This is a genomic window from Kitasatospora sp. NPDC015120 (assembly GCF_043080305.1).
Taxonomy (GTDB): Bacteria; Actinomycetota; Actinomycetes; order Streptomycetales; family Streptomycetaceae; genus Kitasatospora.
The window spans coordinates 25,482-40,110 of record NZ_JBIBVJ010000034.1 but is presented as its reverse complement, the minus strand read 5'-3'; the positions used below and the strand labels follow the sequence as shown (position 1 = coordinate 40,110).

The window sequence follows — 14,629 nt, the reverse complement described above, 5'->3', positions numbered from 1 at the left end:
GGTCAGCTCCCGGATCCGTGGTGCGGGTACCGGCCCGGGCCGTGCGGGCCGTTCGGGTCGTGGGGCTCGTTCGGGTCCGGCTGGTCGTAGTAGGGCTCGGCCTGCTGCTGTCCGGGCACCCAGGGCTGCTGGCCCGGCTGCTGGTACTGGTCGTAGCCGTACTGCTGGTCCGCCGGGTACGGCTGGTAGCCCTGCTGCTGGTAGCCGTCCTGGCCGCCGTACCCCTGGCCACCGCCGTACGGCGCGCCCACCGGCTGCTGCGCGGCGTACGGGTCGTAGCTGTACGGGTCGGCCTGCTGGTACGTCTGGTACGGGTCGGCGTACGGCTCGGCCTCCTGGGCGGCGGCGGCCGCCTGGACCGGCCCGACCGCCGGCTCGCCCGCGGGCTGCGCCGGGATCGTGCCCGGCCGGCCCTCGTACACCCCGGCGTCCGGCTCGTCGGTGTCCGGGGCCTCGCCCTCGGTGGCGTCGCCGCGTTCGGCCATCCGGCGGGCCCGGCGGCTGCCGGGGGCCGGGGCCTGCGCCTGGGCGGCGGCGGCCAGCGCGGCGGCCTCGACCACGCCCTCGGGCAGGTCGTCGTCCTTGTGGTTGCGCCGGCCGGGCAGGGCCAGCACCAGGACGGTCAGGCCGAGCAGCAGCTGCGCCCAGATCCAGCCGGTGTGCGCCAGGCTGCCCTCCCGGGTGACCAGCAGCTTGCCGCCGCCGGCCGGGAGCTTGAAGCCCTGCGCCCAGCCGTCCACGGTGACCGGCTCCAGGGCGGTGCCGTCCAGGGTGGCCTTCCACTGCGGGGCGGCCGACTCGGCGAGGCGCAGCACCCGGCCCTCGGGGCCGGCCGGCAGGGTGGTGTCGAGGTCGCGCTCCCCGGCCGGGACGACCAGGGGGACGGCGCCCGGGGCGGTGATCAGGGCGCGGGTGGCGGGGGTGCCGTCGACCTGCCAGAGCGCGGCGCCGCCGTCCTGGTTGGCCTTGACCAGGCCGGGGGTGGTGTCCAGGACGTCCTTGAAGGCGCCGATCAGCGGCTGGTCGACCAGCACGTAGGCGATGCCGTAGCGGGAGAGCGCGCCCGCCTGGTCGGCGCCGGAGCCGGCCAGCAGGCTGCCGACCGTGCGGTCGAGGCCGGCCGTGGTGCCGGTGGCCGGGTCGACGGTGGACTCGGCCTGGCCGAGCGTCAGACCGGCGCCGCGGACCACGGTGTAGTCGACCGAGCCGCCCTTCGGGTCGCCGGTGACGACCAGGGTGCGGGAGCGGTCGGTGGTGCCGGCCTGCTCGGCGATGAACGCGGGCACCTGGGCGCCGCGGCCGCGGTGCAGCGGGCCGTCGGCGCCGGTGACGGCCCACCAGAGGCCGGTGCCCAGCGGGGCGAGCAGGGCGGCGGCGACCACCAGGGCGGCGACCGGCTGGCGCCAGCCGAAGGCGATGCCGGCCACGCGGGCGTTGGCGCCGTCGGCGCCGATCGCGGCGGCGGCGAGCAGGGCGACGCCGGCCAGCAGGGTGGCGGGGCCGGACCAGGCGGGCACGGCCGGGCCGCCGGAGGCCGGGGTGACGGAGGTGCCGGCGACCGCGACGGCGAACAGCAGTCCGGCGCCGGCGGCGCCCCAGGCGGCGAGCACCGCGCGGCGGCGGTCGGCGCGCAGCAGGGCGGCCAGCGCGGCGAGCACCACGCCGGCGGAGAGCCAGACCGGCGGCACCCCGGCACCGCCCGGGTTGACCAGGAGCAGCCCGGTGGCGGTCGGCCCGGCGCCGTGCAGGCCGGGCAGGCCCGCTTCGAGCAGCAGCCGCTGCGGGTGCGCGAGCACCTGGAGCGACCAGGGCGCCAGGACGGCGACCGGTACCGCGAGGACGACCAGGACGCGCAGCCCGAGCAGGCGCAGCGCGGTGACGCCGGAGCCGAAGGCGCCGCCGCGGACCACCGCGGTGAGCAGCATGGCCAGGCAGAGCGGCACGGCCAGCGCCCAGACCAGCGGGACGAACGCGGTGGCCAGGGTGAGCAGCAGGACGGTCATCCAGGCGGAGCGCCAGCCGGGCCGGGCGCCCTTGGCGGCGCTCTCGTCCCGGATGCCGAGGCCGGCGGTGATCGCGGCGGCGCGGGCCAGCGGCGGGAGCAGCACGGCCAGCACGGCGGTGCCGATCCGGCCCTGGGCGAGCGCGCCGGTGGCGGCGGGCAGCAGGGCGTAGGTGGCACTGGCCCAGGCGCGGACCAGCTTGGAGTCGATCAGCGGCCGGGAGACCAGGTAGGCGCTGACGGCGGAGAGCGGGACGGCGAGGACGACCAGCAGGGTGACCGCGAGGTCGGCGTGGTCGAACAGCATCCAGGAGAGGATGGACAGCACCGCGAGGTAGGGCGGCGCGGCGGCGGTGGAGCCGGTGCCGACGGGGTGCCAGGCGTCGGCGTACATCGACCAGAGTCCGGCCGCGCCGTCGGTGGCGGGCAGCAGGGCGCCGCCGAACAGGGCGTCGCCGCCGAGCAGGCTGCGGCAGGCGGCCAGGGCGAACACCAGCAGGGCGGCGAACAGCACCGGGGCGGGGCGCCGGACGAGCTTCTTGACCAGCGCGAACTGCTCGACGACGAGGTCCTCGGCGTCCTCGTCGCCGCCGGCCTCGGCGGTGCCGTGCCGGCCGGAGCCGGCGTCGTCGCCGCCCCCTATGCCGAGCGAGCCGATGACGCCCTCGACGGCGAGCCGGGCGGTGGCGCCGGGGGCGGGGAAGAGCGTGCGGTCGTCCAGGGCGTCGGCGGCCCGGGCGCGGGCGCGGCGTTTGCGGGCGGCCAGCAGCCGGGGCAGCCGGACGAGTTCGTGGCCGAGGCCGGCGAGTTCGTCGAAGGCCTGCTTGGGGTCCTTGCCGAGCAGGTTGGCGACCACCCGCAGCAGGGTGCCGAGCACCAGCCGCAGCAGGACGTAGGGGAAGAGCACGCCCCTGGAGTTGGCGAGCAGGGTGTAGACGGCGCCGGCCTTGTCCACCCGGTGCGGGTGGGCGGGGCCGCAGTCGATGGCGCGGCGTTCGCGGCTGGCGGCCTCGGCGTGCCGGAGCACGGCGTCCGGGGCGACCACGACGCGGTGGCCGGCGGCGTTGACCCGCCAGCAGAAGTCGGTGTCGTCGCGCATCAGCGGCAGCGCCCGGTCGAAGCCGCCGAGCTGCTCGAAGACGTCGCGGCGCACCAGCATGCCGGCGGTGGAGACGGCGAGCACCGGGCGGACCTGGTCGTGCTGGCCCTGGTCCTGCTCGCGCCGGTCGAGCCCGGTCCAGCGGCGGCCGGAGCGCGCGATGGTGACGCCGACCTCCAGCAGCTGGCGGCGGTCGTACCAGCTGCGCAGCTTGGGGCCGACGACGGCGGCGCTGGGGGTGGAGTCGGCGACCTGGAGCAGCCGGCGCAGCGCGTCGGTCTGCGGTTCGCAGTCGTCGTGCAGCAGCCAGAGCCACTCGACGGGCTGGGTCTCCCGGGGGCCGCCGCGGCCGAGGCCGTCCTCCTCGCCGAGCGGGTCGCCGAAGTCGTCCCAGCCGCCGGTGACCGGGTCGTAGCCGGAGGGGTCGAGCCGGTAGGGCAGGTCCTCGGGGCGCAGCGGGGGGCTGTTGAAGACGGCCTCGCCGACGGCGGTGCCGAAGCCGGCCCGGCGGCCGAGGACGGTCGGGCCGCTCTCCGGGAGCCAGTCGGCGAGGGTTTCGGCGAGCAGGCGCGGGGAGTCGTCGGTGGAGCCGGTGTCGACGGCGAGGACGCGCTGGACCTGGCGGTCCTGGCCGAGCAGGCCGGCGAGGGCCTGGGGCAGCCAGCGGGCGCCGTCGTGCGAGACGATCACGGCGGTGACCAGGTGGCGCGGGTAGGCGGGCGGCCTGCTGGAGGAGAAGCCGCTCTGGTGGCTGTAGACGGTCATCGCGTGCGAGGGCCCCAGTTCTCGGTGGACACAGCCGGTGAACGGCAACCGGATGGCGCACCACACTAACGGCTCCCGGTGGCGGCTCCGTCCACGGTGTCCGCCCCGGGTGCCCGTCCGGGAACGCGAAAGCGCCTCACCACCGGTGGTGAGGCGCTTCGTCGCAGGTCGTCCGTGCGGGCCGGTCGTTCGAGGATCCGGGGTCCAGGGGTCCGGGGGACGCGTCCACCCCGTTCAGACGGCGCTCTTCTTGAGCCGGCGGCGCTCGCGCTCGGAGAGGCCGCCCCAGATGCCGAATCGCTCGTCATTGGCGAGGGCGTACTCCAGGCACTCGGAGCGGACCTCGCAGGCGAGGCAGACCTTCTTGGCCTCGCGCGTGGAGCCGCCCTTCTCGGGGAAGAAGGATTCCGGGTCGGTCTGGGCGCACAGCGCGCGCTCCTGCCAGCCGAGTTCCTCTTCCTCCTCGATGCCGTCACCGATCAACAGCTCAAAGAGCTCGCTCATGTGGCGCGCCTCCTCTGCCCCTATTGGCGTCCCCGTGGTTGCCGTTGCCTCGTGCGGCCGACGACACGAGTGAAATTACAGTTGCGTCACTCTGGCTCAGTCAAGCCGAGCTCTGGTATTGGGGCCAGGATTCACTCCCCGGCACCAAGCCGTTACGAATAGTGTACATAACCGGACACATCGGACCCCATGCCCGATGACCCTCGAAGGCCGGTGAACCCTGCGCGACCGGGGGCCGGGTGACGCGCAGTCACCGCCACAGGCCGGTCATCGCCCTCTCTTCCCGGCGATCTTCCCATCGAAACATAGAGGGTGATTTATCACCCCATCGGGTACTTCATGACCGATCTCACCCGAATGTCCACTCTCCCCGAGTTGACACCGCCCCCGCTGATGCGATGTCCTTTCCTCCATGTCAGAGTTCGCCAGCCCCCGGAGCGGTTCCGCCCTCCGCCGTGCCGTGAACTCCTGTTGTCGCCTCTGTTCCTGCCGCTGTATCTAGGCGCCCGCCGTCCCGCCGCGCGCCGCCCAGGAAGCACAGAGGCCGCCCGCGATTCCCGCCCCAGGACATCCCGGATCCGGCTGATCCCCTGACGACCCAGCCCTTCCGAGGACGACTCCCGTGCGAATGATCCGCATCCGCAAGCGGAACCGCGACCGCAGCAAGCTCGCCCGCCGCCTCCAGGCCGCCCGCCCCGCCGGCCGCCCGTGGGCCGACGGCCTCAGCGACGTCTCCATCGCCGGCGACCCGCTGGCCTTCCCGCACCTCGCCCGCACCGACCTGCCCGGGCACCCCGTCACCGTCGCCGACCACTCCCGGCTGGTCCGCGAGATCGCCGCCGACCGCGCCCGCTGGGAGCCGCTCGTCCGCTACGACGCGCTCACCCGCTGGTACGCCCGGCTGGAGACCGGCCCCGGCTACGAGGTCTGGCTGCTCAGCTGGCTGCCCGGCCAGAGCAGCGGCCTGCACGACCACGGCGCCTCCGCCGGCGTGATGGCCGTCGTACGGGGTGAACTCGTCGAGCGCTCCCTCACCCATGCGGGCGACGGCGCCCGGACGCTGCGCCCCGGCGGGCAGCGGGTGTTCTCCGCCGGCTACCTGCACGAGGTGGTCAACGGCTCGCTGGAGCCGGCCGTCTCCATCCACCTCTACAGCCCCGGCCTGACCGAGATGAACCAGTACGGCGGCGCGGCCGTCCCCGAGCAGCACCCGCAGACGTCCGCCGAGGTCGGCTGAGGCCCGCCGGGCCCCGGCGGCAGGTGACGAGGGCCGGGCTGACGACCCGTCGACGCGTGGCAGGATGGGCGCATGCGCATCGTGGCACTGGCAGGCGGGATCGGCGGAGCGCGTTTCCTGCGCGGACTCCGGGAGGCCGTCGGCCCCGAGGACGAGATCACCGTCATCGGCAACACCGGTGACGACATCCACCTCTTCGGGCTGAAGGTCTGCCCCGACCTCGACACCGTCATGTACACCCTCGGCGGCGGCATCCACGAGGAGCAGGGCTGGGGCCGGACCGACGAGACCTGGTCCATCAAGGCCGAGATGAAGGAGTACGGCGTCGGGCCCGAGTGGTTCGGGCTCGGCGACCGCGACTTCGCCACCCACCTCGTGCGCAGCCAGATGCTCACCGCCGGCTACACCCTCAGCCAGGTCACCGAGGCGCTCTGCGTGCGCTGGCGGCCCGGGGTGCGGCTGCTGCCGATGAGCGACGACCGGGTCGAGACCCATGTGCGGATCACCGACGACCAGGGCACCCGGGCGATCCACTTCCAGGAGTACTGGGTCAAGCTGCACGCCGCCGTCGACGCCGAGGCGATCGTGCCGATCGGCGCGGACACCGCCGAGCCGGCGCCCGGCGTGCTGGAGGCCATCGCCGACGCCGACGTCATCCTCTTCCCGCCGTCCAACCCGGTCGTCTCGATCGGCACCATCCTCGCCGTGCCGGGCATCCGGGCCGCCGTCGCCGCCGCGTCCGCCCCGGTGGTCGGGCTCTCCCCGATCATCGGCGGGGCGCCGGTGCGCGGCATGGCCGACAAGGTGCTCGCCGCCGTCGGCGTCGAGGCCGCCGCGGACGCGGTCGCGCTGAACTACGGCTCCGACCTCATCGACGGGTGGCTGGTGGACACCGCGGACGAGGGCGTCGTCGCCGCCGTCGAGGCCGGCGGGATCGCCTGCCGGGCCGTGCCGCTGCTGATGACCGACGTGCCCGCCACCGCCGCGATGGCCCGGGCCGCGCTCGCGCTGGCCGAGCAGGTGCGCGGATGACGCTCCGGATCGTCCCGGTCGGCGGACTGCCCGAGATCGACGCCGGCTCCGACCTCGCCGGGCTGATCGCCAAGGCCGCCGAGTACCAGGACGGCGACATCCTGCTGGTCACCTCCAAGGTGGTCAGCAAGGCCGAGGGCCGGGTGCTGGAGGCCGCCGACCGCGAGGCCGCGATCGACGCCGAGACCGTCCGGGTGGTCGCCCGGCGCGGCAGCACCCGGATCGTCGAGAACCGCAACGGCCTGGTGATGGCCGCCGCCGGCGTCGACGCCTCGAACACCGCCCCCGGCACCGTCCTGCTGCTGCCGAAGGACCCGGACGCCTCGGCCCGCGCGCTGCGGGCCCGGATCCAGCAGCTCACCGGGCGCCGGCTCGCCGTCGTGGTCACCGACACCTTCGGCCGGCCCTGGCGCAATGGGCTCACCGACGTCGCCATCGGCGCCGCCGGGCTGCCCGTCGTCGAGGACCACCGGGGCCGCACCGACTCGCACGGCAACGAGCTGGCCATGACGGTGACCGCCACGGCCGACGAGCTCGCCGCCGCCGCCGACCTGGTGAAGGGCAAGGCCACCGGCACCCCGGTCGCCGTGGTGCGCGGCCTCGGCCACCTGGTCACCGCCGAGCACGGCGAGGGCGCCCGGGCGCTGGTCCGGCCCGCCGCCGAGGACATGTTCCGGCTCGGCACCTCCGAGGCGATCCGGCAGGCCGTCACCCAGCGGCGCACCATCCGCGCGTTCACCGCCGAACCGGTCGACCCGCAGGCCGTGCGGCGCGCCGTCGCCGCCGCGGTCACCGCGCCCGCGCCGCACCACACCACGCCGTGGCGGTTCGTGCTGCTGGAGACCCCCGGGGTCCGGACCCGGCTGCTGGACGCGATGCTCGCCGCCTGGCGCCGCGACCTCGCCGAGCTGGACGGCTGGGACGAGGAGCGGATCGCCCGCCGCACCGCCCGCGGCGACGTCCTGCGGGCCGCCCCGTACCTGGTGGTGCCCTGCCTGGTGACGGACGGCTCGCACGACTACCCCGACGAGCGCCGCGCCGGCGCCGAGCGGGAGATGTTCACCGTCGCGATCGGCGCGGCCGTGCAGAACCTCCTGGTCACCCTGGCCGCCGAGGGCTACGGCTCGGCCTGGGTCTCCTCCACCATGTTCTGCCGCGACACCGTCCGCGCCGCCCTCGGCCTCCCCGGCCACTGGGACCCGATGGGCGCCGTCGCCGTCGGCCGCCCCGCCGAACCCCCGCGCACCCGCCCGGAACGGACGGCGGACGCCTTCATCGAGGTCCGCTGACCGACCCGACGGCGGGTGTCAGTCGCCGAGGTCGTCCGGCAGCAGGCGGAAGGCCTGGTGGTTGGTCAGCGGCCGGATCGCGCGGAAGTGCCTGCGATCGATCGTCAGCACGGCGTCGGTGCGGAACTCGGCGGCCAGCGCGACGTTGATGGCGTCGGTCAGGCCCATGCTCAGCTCCGGGTAGCGGCGCATGACGATTCGCGCGGCACCCAGGTGCGAAGCGACCTCCGGGACCTCGAACCGGCCGATCGTGCAACGGTCGATGATGTCCTCCAGGATGCCCATCGCCGCGCCGGCGCCGAGCGTCCGGTGGGCCAGGTAGTCCAGTTCGGCGAGCACCAGCGGCGAAATGACCAGGTGGCCCACGGTGTCCAACGCCTTCCGGCAGGCGATGTGGTCAGGCTCGTCCCGCGCGTAGGCCGCGAGCAGCGCGCCGGTGTCGCCGACCACCGCGACCGCCGTCACCGCCCGAACCCTTCCATGTGCTTGTCGAGATCGGCCACGATGCGACCGCCTCCGCCTCCGAAACTCGGCATGTCGTCGAGGTCGTCGCCCATCGGATCGGTACGGAACGGGTAGACCGGCTCGGCGAGGTCCGGCGGCACGATCGTGGCGACATGGCGGCCGTCCTTGGTGACGGTCACGGTCTCACCGCGCTCGACGGCTCCTATCACCTTGGCCGTCTGCTGGTTCAGTTCCCGCATCGTTGCTTCCATGAGGCAAGCCTAAGCCTGGTACTACGGTGTAGTACATCATGCGGGGGTGCAATTCACCCGAGCGTGTGGGTTTAGCGCCGGCGGTGGTCGTCGGGGGTGAGGCGGGGGCCGAAGCGGGGGGCGTGGGTGCCGGTGGCGAGGACGATCCGGCACAGGCGGTGGCGGTGCGGGCGGTAGGGCTCCAGGAGCGCCAGCATCTGCGCGTCGTCGCTGCGGACCCGGCCGGCCAGCGCCCAGCCGACGGTGTTGGGCAGGTGGAAGTCGCCGACCGAGACGGCGTCCGCGTCGCCGTTGCTGCGCTGGAGGGTCTCGGCGGCCGTCCAGACACCGATGCCCGGAACGGCGGTGAGCCGGGCGAAGGACGCCTCGTGGTCCATCGCGGAGGCCTCCTCCAGGCGGGGCGCCAGGCGCACCGCGCGCTGCACCGTCGCCGAGCGCTTCGGGTCCACGCCCGCCCGGTGCCAGTCCCAGCTCGGCACCTGCGACCACTCGCGGGCCGACGGCGCCACCCGCATCTCCCCGGCCGGCCCGGGCGCCGGGGTGCCGAAGGCGCGCAGCAGGCTGCGCCAGGCGCGGTACGCCTCGCCGGTGGTGACCTTCTGCTCCAGGATCGCCGGCACCAGGGACTCCAGCACCAGCCCGGTCCTGGCCAGCCGCACGCCGGCCGCCGCGCGCTGGGCCTCGCGCAGCGGGCCGGGCGGCAGGACCAGGCCCGCCGGGTCGTCGCCGTCGCCGAGCAGGGCGGGCAGCCGGTCGAGCAGCCACGGCGCGCCCGGGCCCCAGGCGTCCGCCTCGACCACGCCCTCGGAGGGGCGGGCGAGCACCCGCAGGGTGCCCACGCCGGCCGGGGTGCGGGAGGCCCGCCAGACGGCGCCGTCGGCGGTGGTCCGGTAGGCCGGGTCGGCCGGGCCGCGGCGCAGCGGGAGCAGGGTGCGGGCGACGTCCAGCGGGAAGCCGGGCCGCCAGCGGCGCACCGCCGCGGCGCCCGCACCGGGGCCGCTGCCGGTGGCCCTCGGGGCGGGCACGCTCCTCCCGTTCACCGCCGTGCACCTCCTGCGCTGTCCGTCGACCATGGGGATATGAACGATACGCGGGTGACGGAATTGTCCCCAGGTGACGAGAGTGCCGTGCGGGCCCTCTACCACCGGGTACTGGAGGGCTGGAACCTGCGGGACGGCGCCGCCTTCGCCGGGCCGTTCGCGCCGGACGGCGAGGTGATCGGCTTCGACGGGACCCGCCACCGCGGCCGCTCGGTGATGGCCGCCGAGCTCGGGCGGGTGTTCGCCGACCACGCCACGCCCGAGTACGTCGCCAAGGTGCGGCGGGTGCGGGCGCTGGCCCCCGGGGTGGCGCAGCTGGACGCGGTTGCCGGCCTGGTGCCGGACGACGCGGAGGACGTGGACCCCGCGCTGAACGCGGTGCAGACGGTGATCGCGGTCGACGCGGGGGCGGGCTGGCGGATCGCGCTGTGGCAGACCACCCCGGCCCGGTACGACCTGCGGCCGGACCTCGCGCAGGCGCTGACGGCGGAACTGCGGGAGCTGGCCGGCCGCGGGCCGGGGCCGCGGTGATCGTGCGGTGATCCGGCGGGCGGTACCGCGCGGGAACCGGATGTTCACGGGATTGCGGCCTGCCCGCCACGCCGCCCGGCGCCGCCCCCGCCACCCCTCCCGGACGTCCGCCCCAAGGCCGTAGGCTGGGGCGCACCATGACTTCGCCTTTCGCTGCCGATGCCCGCACCCCCGTCGAGCTGCTGCACGCTTTCCTGCGAGGTGGCACTCCCTCAGTCGACCCCGCGGCCCCGCTGGTCACCTTCTACGACGACGCCAGCGGCGAACGCGTCGAGCTCTCCGCCCGGACCTTCGACAACTGGGTGGCCAAGACCGCGAACCTGCTCCAGGACGAGCTCAACGCCGGGCCGGGCGACCGCGCCGCGCTGCTCCTCCCGGCCCACTGGCAGAGCGCCGTCTGGCTGCTCGCCTGCTGGTCGGTGGGGGTGACGGCGGTGCCGGCCGGCGACCCGGCCGGCACCGACCTGGTGGTCAGCGGCCCGGACGGCCTGGAGGCCGCCCAGGCGTGCGAGGGCGAGCGGGTGGCGCTCGCGCTGCGCCCGCTCGGCGGGCGCTTCCCGCAGCGCCCGGACGGCTTCCTCGACTACGCGGCCGAGGTGCCCGGCCAGGGCGACCGGTTCGCCCCCTACTCCCCCGTCACCCCGGACGCCCCGGCGCTGGAGACCTCGGTCGACGGCCTGCCGCTGAAGCTGACCGGGGAACAGACCGTCCAGCTGGCCCGCGAGGGCGCCGCCCGGCTCGGGGTGGGACCGGGCGACCGGGTGCTGTCCACCCTCTCCTACGACGACTGGGCGGGCCTGGAGGCCGGTCTGCTGGCGCCGCTGGCGGCCGGCGCCTCGGTGGTGCTGTGCCGCAACTCGGACGGCCTGGACGACGGCCAGTGGGAGAAGCGGGTGGAATCCGAACGGGTGACACTGCGCCTCGGGTAACCCCCGGCCCCGGCCCGGCGGGTAGGGATCCCTGCCATGGCCGAGGACGACACCGAGCACCCCCCGACCGAACGCCCGCCGACCGACCGACCCCCGGCCGAGGAGGCCGGCGCCGCGGAGCCGGAAGCCATTGCGGAGGCTTCCGGCCACCGCCGGCGCCGCCGCCGGTGGCTGGTCGTCACCGCCGGCGCCCTGGCGTTCCTGCTGGTGGCCTGCGGCACCGTGCTCTGGATCGCCTACCGCAAGCTCGACGGCAACATCCGCACCGACTCCACCACCGACCAGCTGCTCGCCCGGCTGGAGGCGGAGCGCCCCGCGCGGACCGCCGGGGCCCGCGGTGCGGAGAACCTGCTGCTGATCGGCAGCGACGACCGCACCGGCGCCAACGCCTCCTACGGCTCGGCGGGCGGCCAGCGCTCGGACACCACGATCCTGCTGCACCTGGCGGCCGACCGGCGGCGCGCGACCGCCGTCTCCATCCCGCGCGACGTCATGGTGAGCGTCCCCGCCTGCGAGAAGCCGGACGGCACCCGCAGCCGGCCCGCGCTGCTGCAGTTCAACACGGCCTTCGAGACCGGCGGCCCGGCCTGCTCGATCCGGACCGTCGAGCAGCTCAGCGGCATCCGGATCGACCACTACGTGATCATCGACTTCACCGGGTTCAAGCGGATGGTGGACGCCGTCGACGGGGTCGAGGTGTGCGTGCCCCAGCCGATCCACGACAAGGACGCCAAGCTGGACCTCCCGGCCGGGCGGCAGACCCTGCACGGCGAACAGGCGCTCGGCTACGTCCGGGCCCGGGAGACCCTCGGCGACGGCAGCGACACCCAGCGGATGGGGCGTCAGCAGCAGTTCCTGGCGGCGCTGATCCGCAAGGCGCAGTCGCAGGACGTGCTGCTCAACCCGACCAAGCTGTGGCCGGTGCTGGACGCGGCCACCTCGTCGGTGCGGGCCGACGGCGCGCTGTCCTCGCTGGGCGCGCTGTACGACCTGACCCAGGACCTGCGCGGGATCCCGTCCTCGGACGTGACCTTCCTGACGGCGCCGCGGCAGCCGTACCGGTTCGACTCGGACCGCGACGAGTTCGTGCAGCCGCAGACCGCGCAGCTGTTCGCGGCGCTGCGGGACGACCGGCCGGTGGAGGTGCGGCCCCCGGGGTCGGGCCCGTCGCCGACGGCCCGGGCGGCCTCGCCGTCGGCTCCTCCGCCGACCTCGCCGTCCCCCTTGCCGTCGGCCACGCCGTCGGCCTCGTCATCGGCCACGTCATCGGCCTCGCCGTCACCGAGCGTGAGCACTCCCCCCGCGTTCGAGGGGCGGACCGCCGACGTGGACGCGTGCGCGGTGCATTGACCCGTCGCGATGCGAATCAAGTGATCATCCGATCACAATTCCGTACACGGATCATGATCTTGAAAGGTTCTCTCCGGAAATTCCCAGCAACTGATTCACCTGCGGAAATCACCGGGCCGCATCATGGCGGAGATCACACCCGGAACAATTCCCCCACCCGGCTCGTCTAGGGTGTCCGAGTCGGTCGCGCAATTCGCGCACCGGCCCGAGAACCGGCCGGAGGGAGGGGAACACCCGTGCAGCAGGACATCCACGGCGCCACGCCGGACGCCGGGCGGAGCCCGTCCGACCCGGCCCGGGGCATCCCCGTCCAGCGCCGGCGCGCCTCCGGGACCGCGGCCGAGGCCGCGACCGACACCGCCCCCGGGAGGGCGGCCGACGGGGGGCGGGCCGCCCGGCGGAGGGCGCGCGGCGCGGCCCGGCGCAACCGCCGGCGGCGGCTGCTGAAGTGGACCGGCGGCCTCGGCGCGTTCGTCCTGGTGGCCGGCTGCGGTGGCGCGTACTACGCCTACCAGCACTTCAACAACAACATCACCACCGTCAAGGTGCAGCTCGGCAACGAGGCGGAGCGGCCCAAGCCGGTCGGCGACGCCATGAACATCCTGGTGATCGGCACCGACAGCCGGGAGGGCCTGGGCCGCGCGTACGGCGACGAGGGCAGCGCCGGGCACGCCGACACCACCATGCTGTTCCACGTCGCCAAGGACCGCAGCAACGCGACGGTGCTCAGCATCCCGCGCGACCTCATGGTGCCGGTGCCGGACTGCCGGACGCCGGACGGGAAGACCATCCCCGGCACGGCGCGCACGATGTTCAACAACAGCCTGGGCCAGGAGGGCCGCGACCCGAGCTGCACCTGGAAGACCGTCGAGAAGATGACCGGGATCCGGATCGACCACTTCATGATGGTCAACTTCGACGCCGTGAAGACGCTCTCCAGCGCCGTCGGCGGTGTCGAGGTGTGCGTGGCCAAGGACATCAACGACCCGGACTCGCACCTGAGGATGAGCAAGGGCCGGCACGTCGTCCAGGGCGACGAGGCGCTCGCCTTCGTTCGTACCCGGCACGCCGTCGGACAGGGCGGCGACCTCTCCCGGATCCCGCTGCAGCAGCAGTTCATCAGCTCGATGATCCGCTCGGCCAAGAGCAACGACACCCTGACCGACCCGGCCAAGCTGTGGAAGCTCGCGGACGCCGCCACCAAGGCGCTCACCGTCGACTCCGGGATCGGCAGCGTCGACAAGCTGACGAGCCTCGCGCTGGACGTCAGCAAGGTCGACACCAAGAACATCACCTTCGCCACGGTGCCGGTGCTGGACGACCCGGCGGACGAGAACCGGCTGGTGCTCAAGCAGCCGGATGCCGGTCAGCTGTTCTCGATGGTCGGCAACGACCGGTCGCTGACCGAGACGGCGCCCGCCGCTCCGGAGGTCCCGGCGGCCCCCTCGGCGCCTGCCACGTCGGCCGCCCCGGCCGCTCCGGCGGCTCCGACCACGGCGGCTCCGGTCGCCCCGGCGGCGGACGGGCAGCAGCTGCGGGTGACGGTGCGCAACGGCACCGGGACGCCCGGGCAGGCGCAGCAGGCCGTCGACCGGCTGCAGGCGAAGGGCTACACCCGGGCCGCGACCGCCGCCAACGCACCCGTCGCGGCCACCACCACGCTCTCCCACCCGGCCGGGAAGGCCGCCGAGGCGGCGGCGCTGGCCACCGCCCTCGGCCTGCCCGCCGACGCGGTCAGGGCGGACCCGAAGCTGGGCGCCAAGGACGGGCTGGTGCTGGTGCTCGGCAAGGACGCGGCCGCCGCCGCGGCGACCCCGAGCGCGCCGGCCACCGAGGCGCCCAAGGACCTCCAGCGGGTCCAGGCCGACGACACCGACGTCTGCGCCAAGTGACCTGACGTCAGGACGCCGCAGGGGCACGAGCGGCCGTCGCGCCGCGGGCAGGACGGCGCGGGCGCGGATCGGCCGACGGAGCGTCACCCCGCGGGTGTGCCGGCCGTTCCCGCCCTCGGCCGCCGGCCTCCACCGAGCACGGGTCGAGGTCGGCACGGCGGCCCGGCCCGGGCCGTGGTGCCCGCGCGAACGGCGGCGGACCCGCCCCCGGCCGCCCCCACGGCTGCGACGACAGCGCCGGGG

12 protein-coding genes are annotated in these 14,629 nt (G+C 75.0%); 7 read left to right on the top strand and 5 right to left on the bottom strand.

Going from position 1 to position 14,629, the window contains the following annotated elements; translation table 11 throughout:
• Positions 1–2: 2 nt before the first annotated feature.
• Positions 3–3,866 (bottom strand): glycosyltransferase family 2 protein, encoded by a 3,864-nt coding sequence (locus tag ACF1AK_RS35370; protein WP_391502940.1) that lies wholly within the window; start codon positions 3,864–3,866, stop codon positions 3–5.
• Positions 3,867–4,100: 234 nt separating this feature from the next.
• Positions 4,101–4,370, bottom strand: a complete 270-nt coding sequence (locus tag ACF1AK_RS35365; protein WP_030310813.1) for a WhiB family transcriptional regulator — start codon at positions 4,368–4,370, stop codon at positions 4,101–4,103.
• 622 nt (positions 4,371–4,992) lie between these two features.
• Here ACF1AK_RS35365 and ACF1AK_RS35360 point away from each other — a divergent pair.
• The 3 genes from ACF1AK_RS35360 to ACF1AK_RS35350 all read left to right on the top strand — a co-directional run bounded on the left by ACF1AK_RS35360 (position 4,993) and on the right by ACF1AK_RS35350 (position 7,928).
• Complete coding sequence (locus ACF1AK_RS35360) at positions 4,993–5,607, top strand: cysteine dioxygenase (protein ID WP_391502939.1); 615 nt, start codon at positions 4,993–4,995, stop codon at positions 5,605–5,607.
• A gap of 72 nt (positions 5,608–5,679) precedes the next feature.
• Positions 5,680–6,639 (top strand): 2-phospho-L-lactate transferase, encoded by a 960-nt coding sequence (gene cofD / locus ACF1AK_RS35355; protein ID WP_391502938.1) that lies wholly within the window; start codon positions 5,680–5,682, stop codon positions 6,637–6,639.
• On the top strand, positions 6,636–7,928 hold the full coding sequence (locus ACF1AK_RS35350) for a coenzyme F420-0:L-glutamate ligase (RefSeq protein ID WP_391502937.1): 1,293 nt from the start codon (positions 6,636–6,638) through the stop codon (positions 7,926–7,928). Before cofD ends, ACF1AK_RS35350 begins: the two co-directional genes overlap by 4 nt.
• A gap of 18 nt (positions 7,929–7,946) precedes the next feature.
• On the opposite strand, the gene ACF1AK_RS35345 is transcribed toward ACF1AK_RS35350, so the two are convergent.
• The 3 genes from ACF1AK_RS35345 to ACF1AK_RS35335 all read right to left on the bottom strand — a co-directional run bounded on the left by ACF1AK_RS35345 (position 7,947) and on the right by ACF1AK_RS35335 (position 9,717).
• On the bottom strand, positions 7,947–8,393 hold the full coding sequence (locus ACF1AK_RS35345; RefSeq protein ID WP_387681953.1) for a PIN domain-containing protein: 447 nt from the start codon (positions 8,391–8,393) through the stop codon (positions 7,947–7,949).
• The gene (locus ACF1AK_RS35340; RefSeq protein WP_391502936.1) at positions 8,390–8,644 is read right to left on the bottom strand and encodes a type II toxin-antitoxin system Phd/YefM family antitoxin; all 255 of its coding nucleotides are present in this window, start codon (positions 8,642–8,644) and stop codon (positions 8,390–8,392) included. Before ACF1AK_RS35340 ends, ACF1AK_RS35345 begins: the two co-directional genes overlap by 4 nt.
• 71 nt (positions 8,645–8,715) lie before the next feature.
• Positions 8,716–9,717, bottom strand: coding sequence for a DNA-3-methyladenine glycosylase family protein (locus ACF1AK_RS35335; protein WP_391502935.1), 1,002 nt, complete (start codon positions 9,715–9,717; stop codon positions 8,716–8,718).
• 21 nt (positions 9,718–9,738) lie between these two features.
• Here ACF1AK_RS35335 and ACF1AK_RS35330 point away from each other — a divergent pair, with 21 nt between their 5' ends.
• The 4 genes from ACF1AK_RS35330 (at position 9,739) to ACF1AK_RS35315 (ending at position 14,386) form a co-directional block, all read left to right on the top strand.
• Entirely contained in the window at positions 9,739–10,215 is a 477-nt protein-coding gene (locus tag ACF1AK_RS35330) for an SgcJ/EcaC family oxidoreductase (protein WP_391502934.1), read from the top strand.
• 137 nt (positions 10,216–10,352) lie between these two features.
• Entirely contained in the window at positions 10,353–11,144 is a 792-nt protein-coding gene (locus ACF1AK_RS35325; protein WP_391502933.1) for a TIGR03089 family protein, read from the top strand.
• Between the two features lie 36 nt (positions 11,145–11,180).
• Positions 11,181–12,494, top strand: coding sequence for an LCP family protein (locus ACF1AK_RS35320; RefSeq protein ID WP_391502932.1), 1,314 nt, complete (start codon positions 11,181–11,183; stop codon positions 12,492–12,494).
• 236 nt (positions 12,495–12,730) lie between these two features.
• Positions 12,731–14,386, top strand: coding sequence for an LCP family protein (locus ACF1AK_RS35315; RefSeq protein WP_391502931.1), 1,656 nt, complete (start codon positions 12,731–12,733; stop codon positions 14,384–14,386).
• Positions 14,387–14,629: the final 243 nt, after the last annotated feature.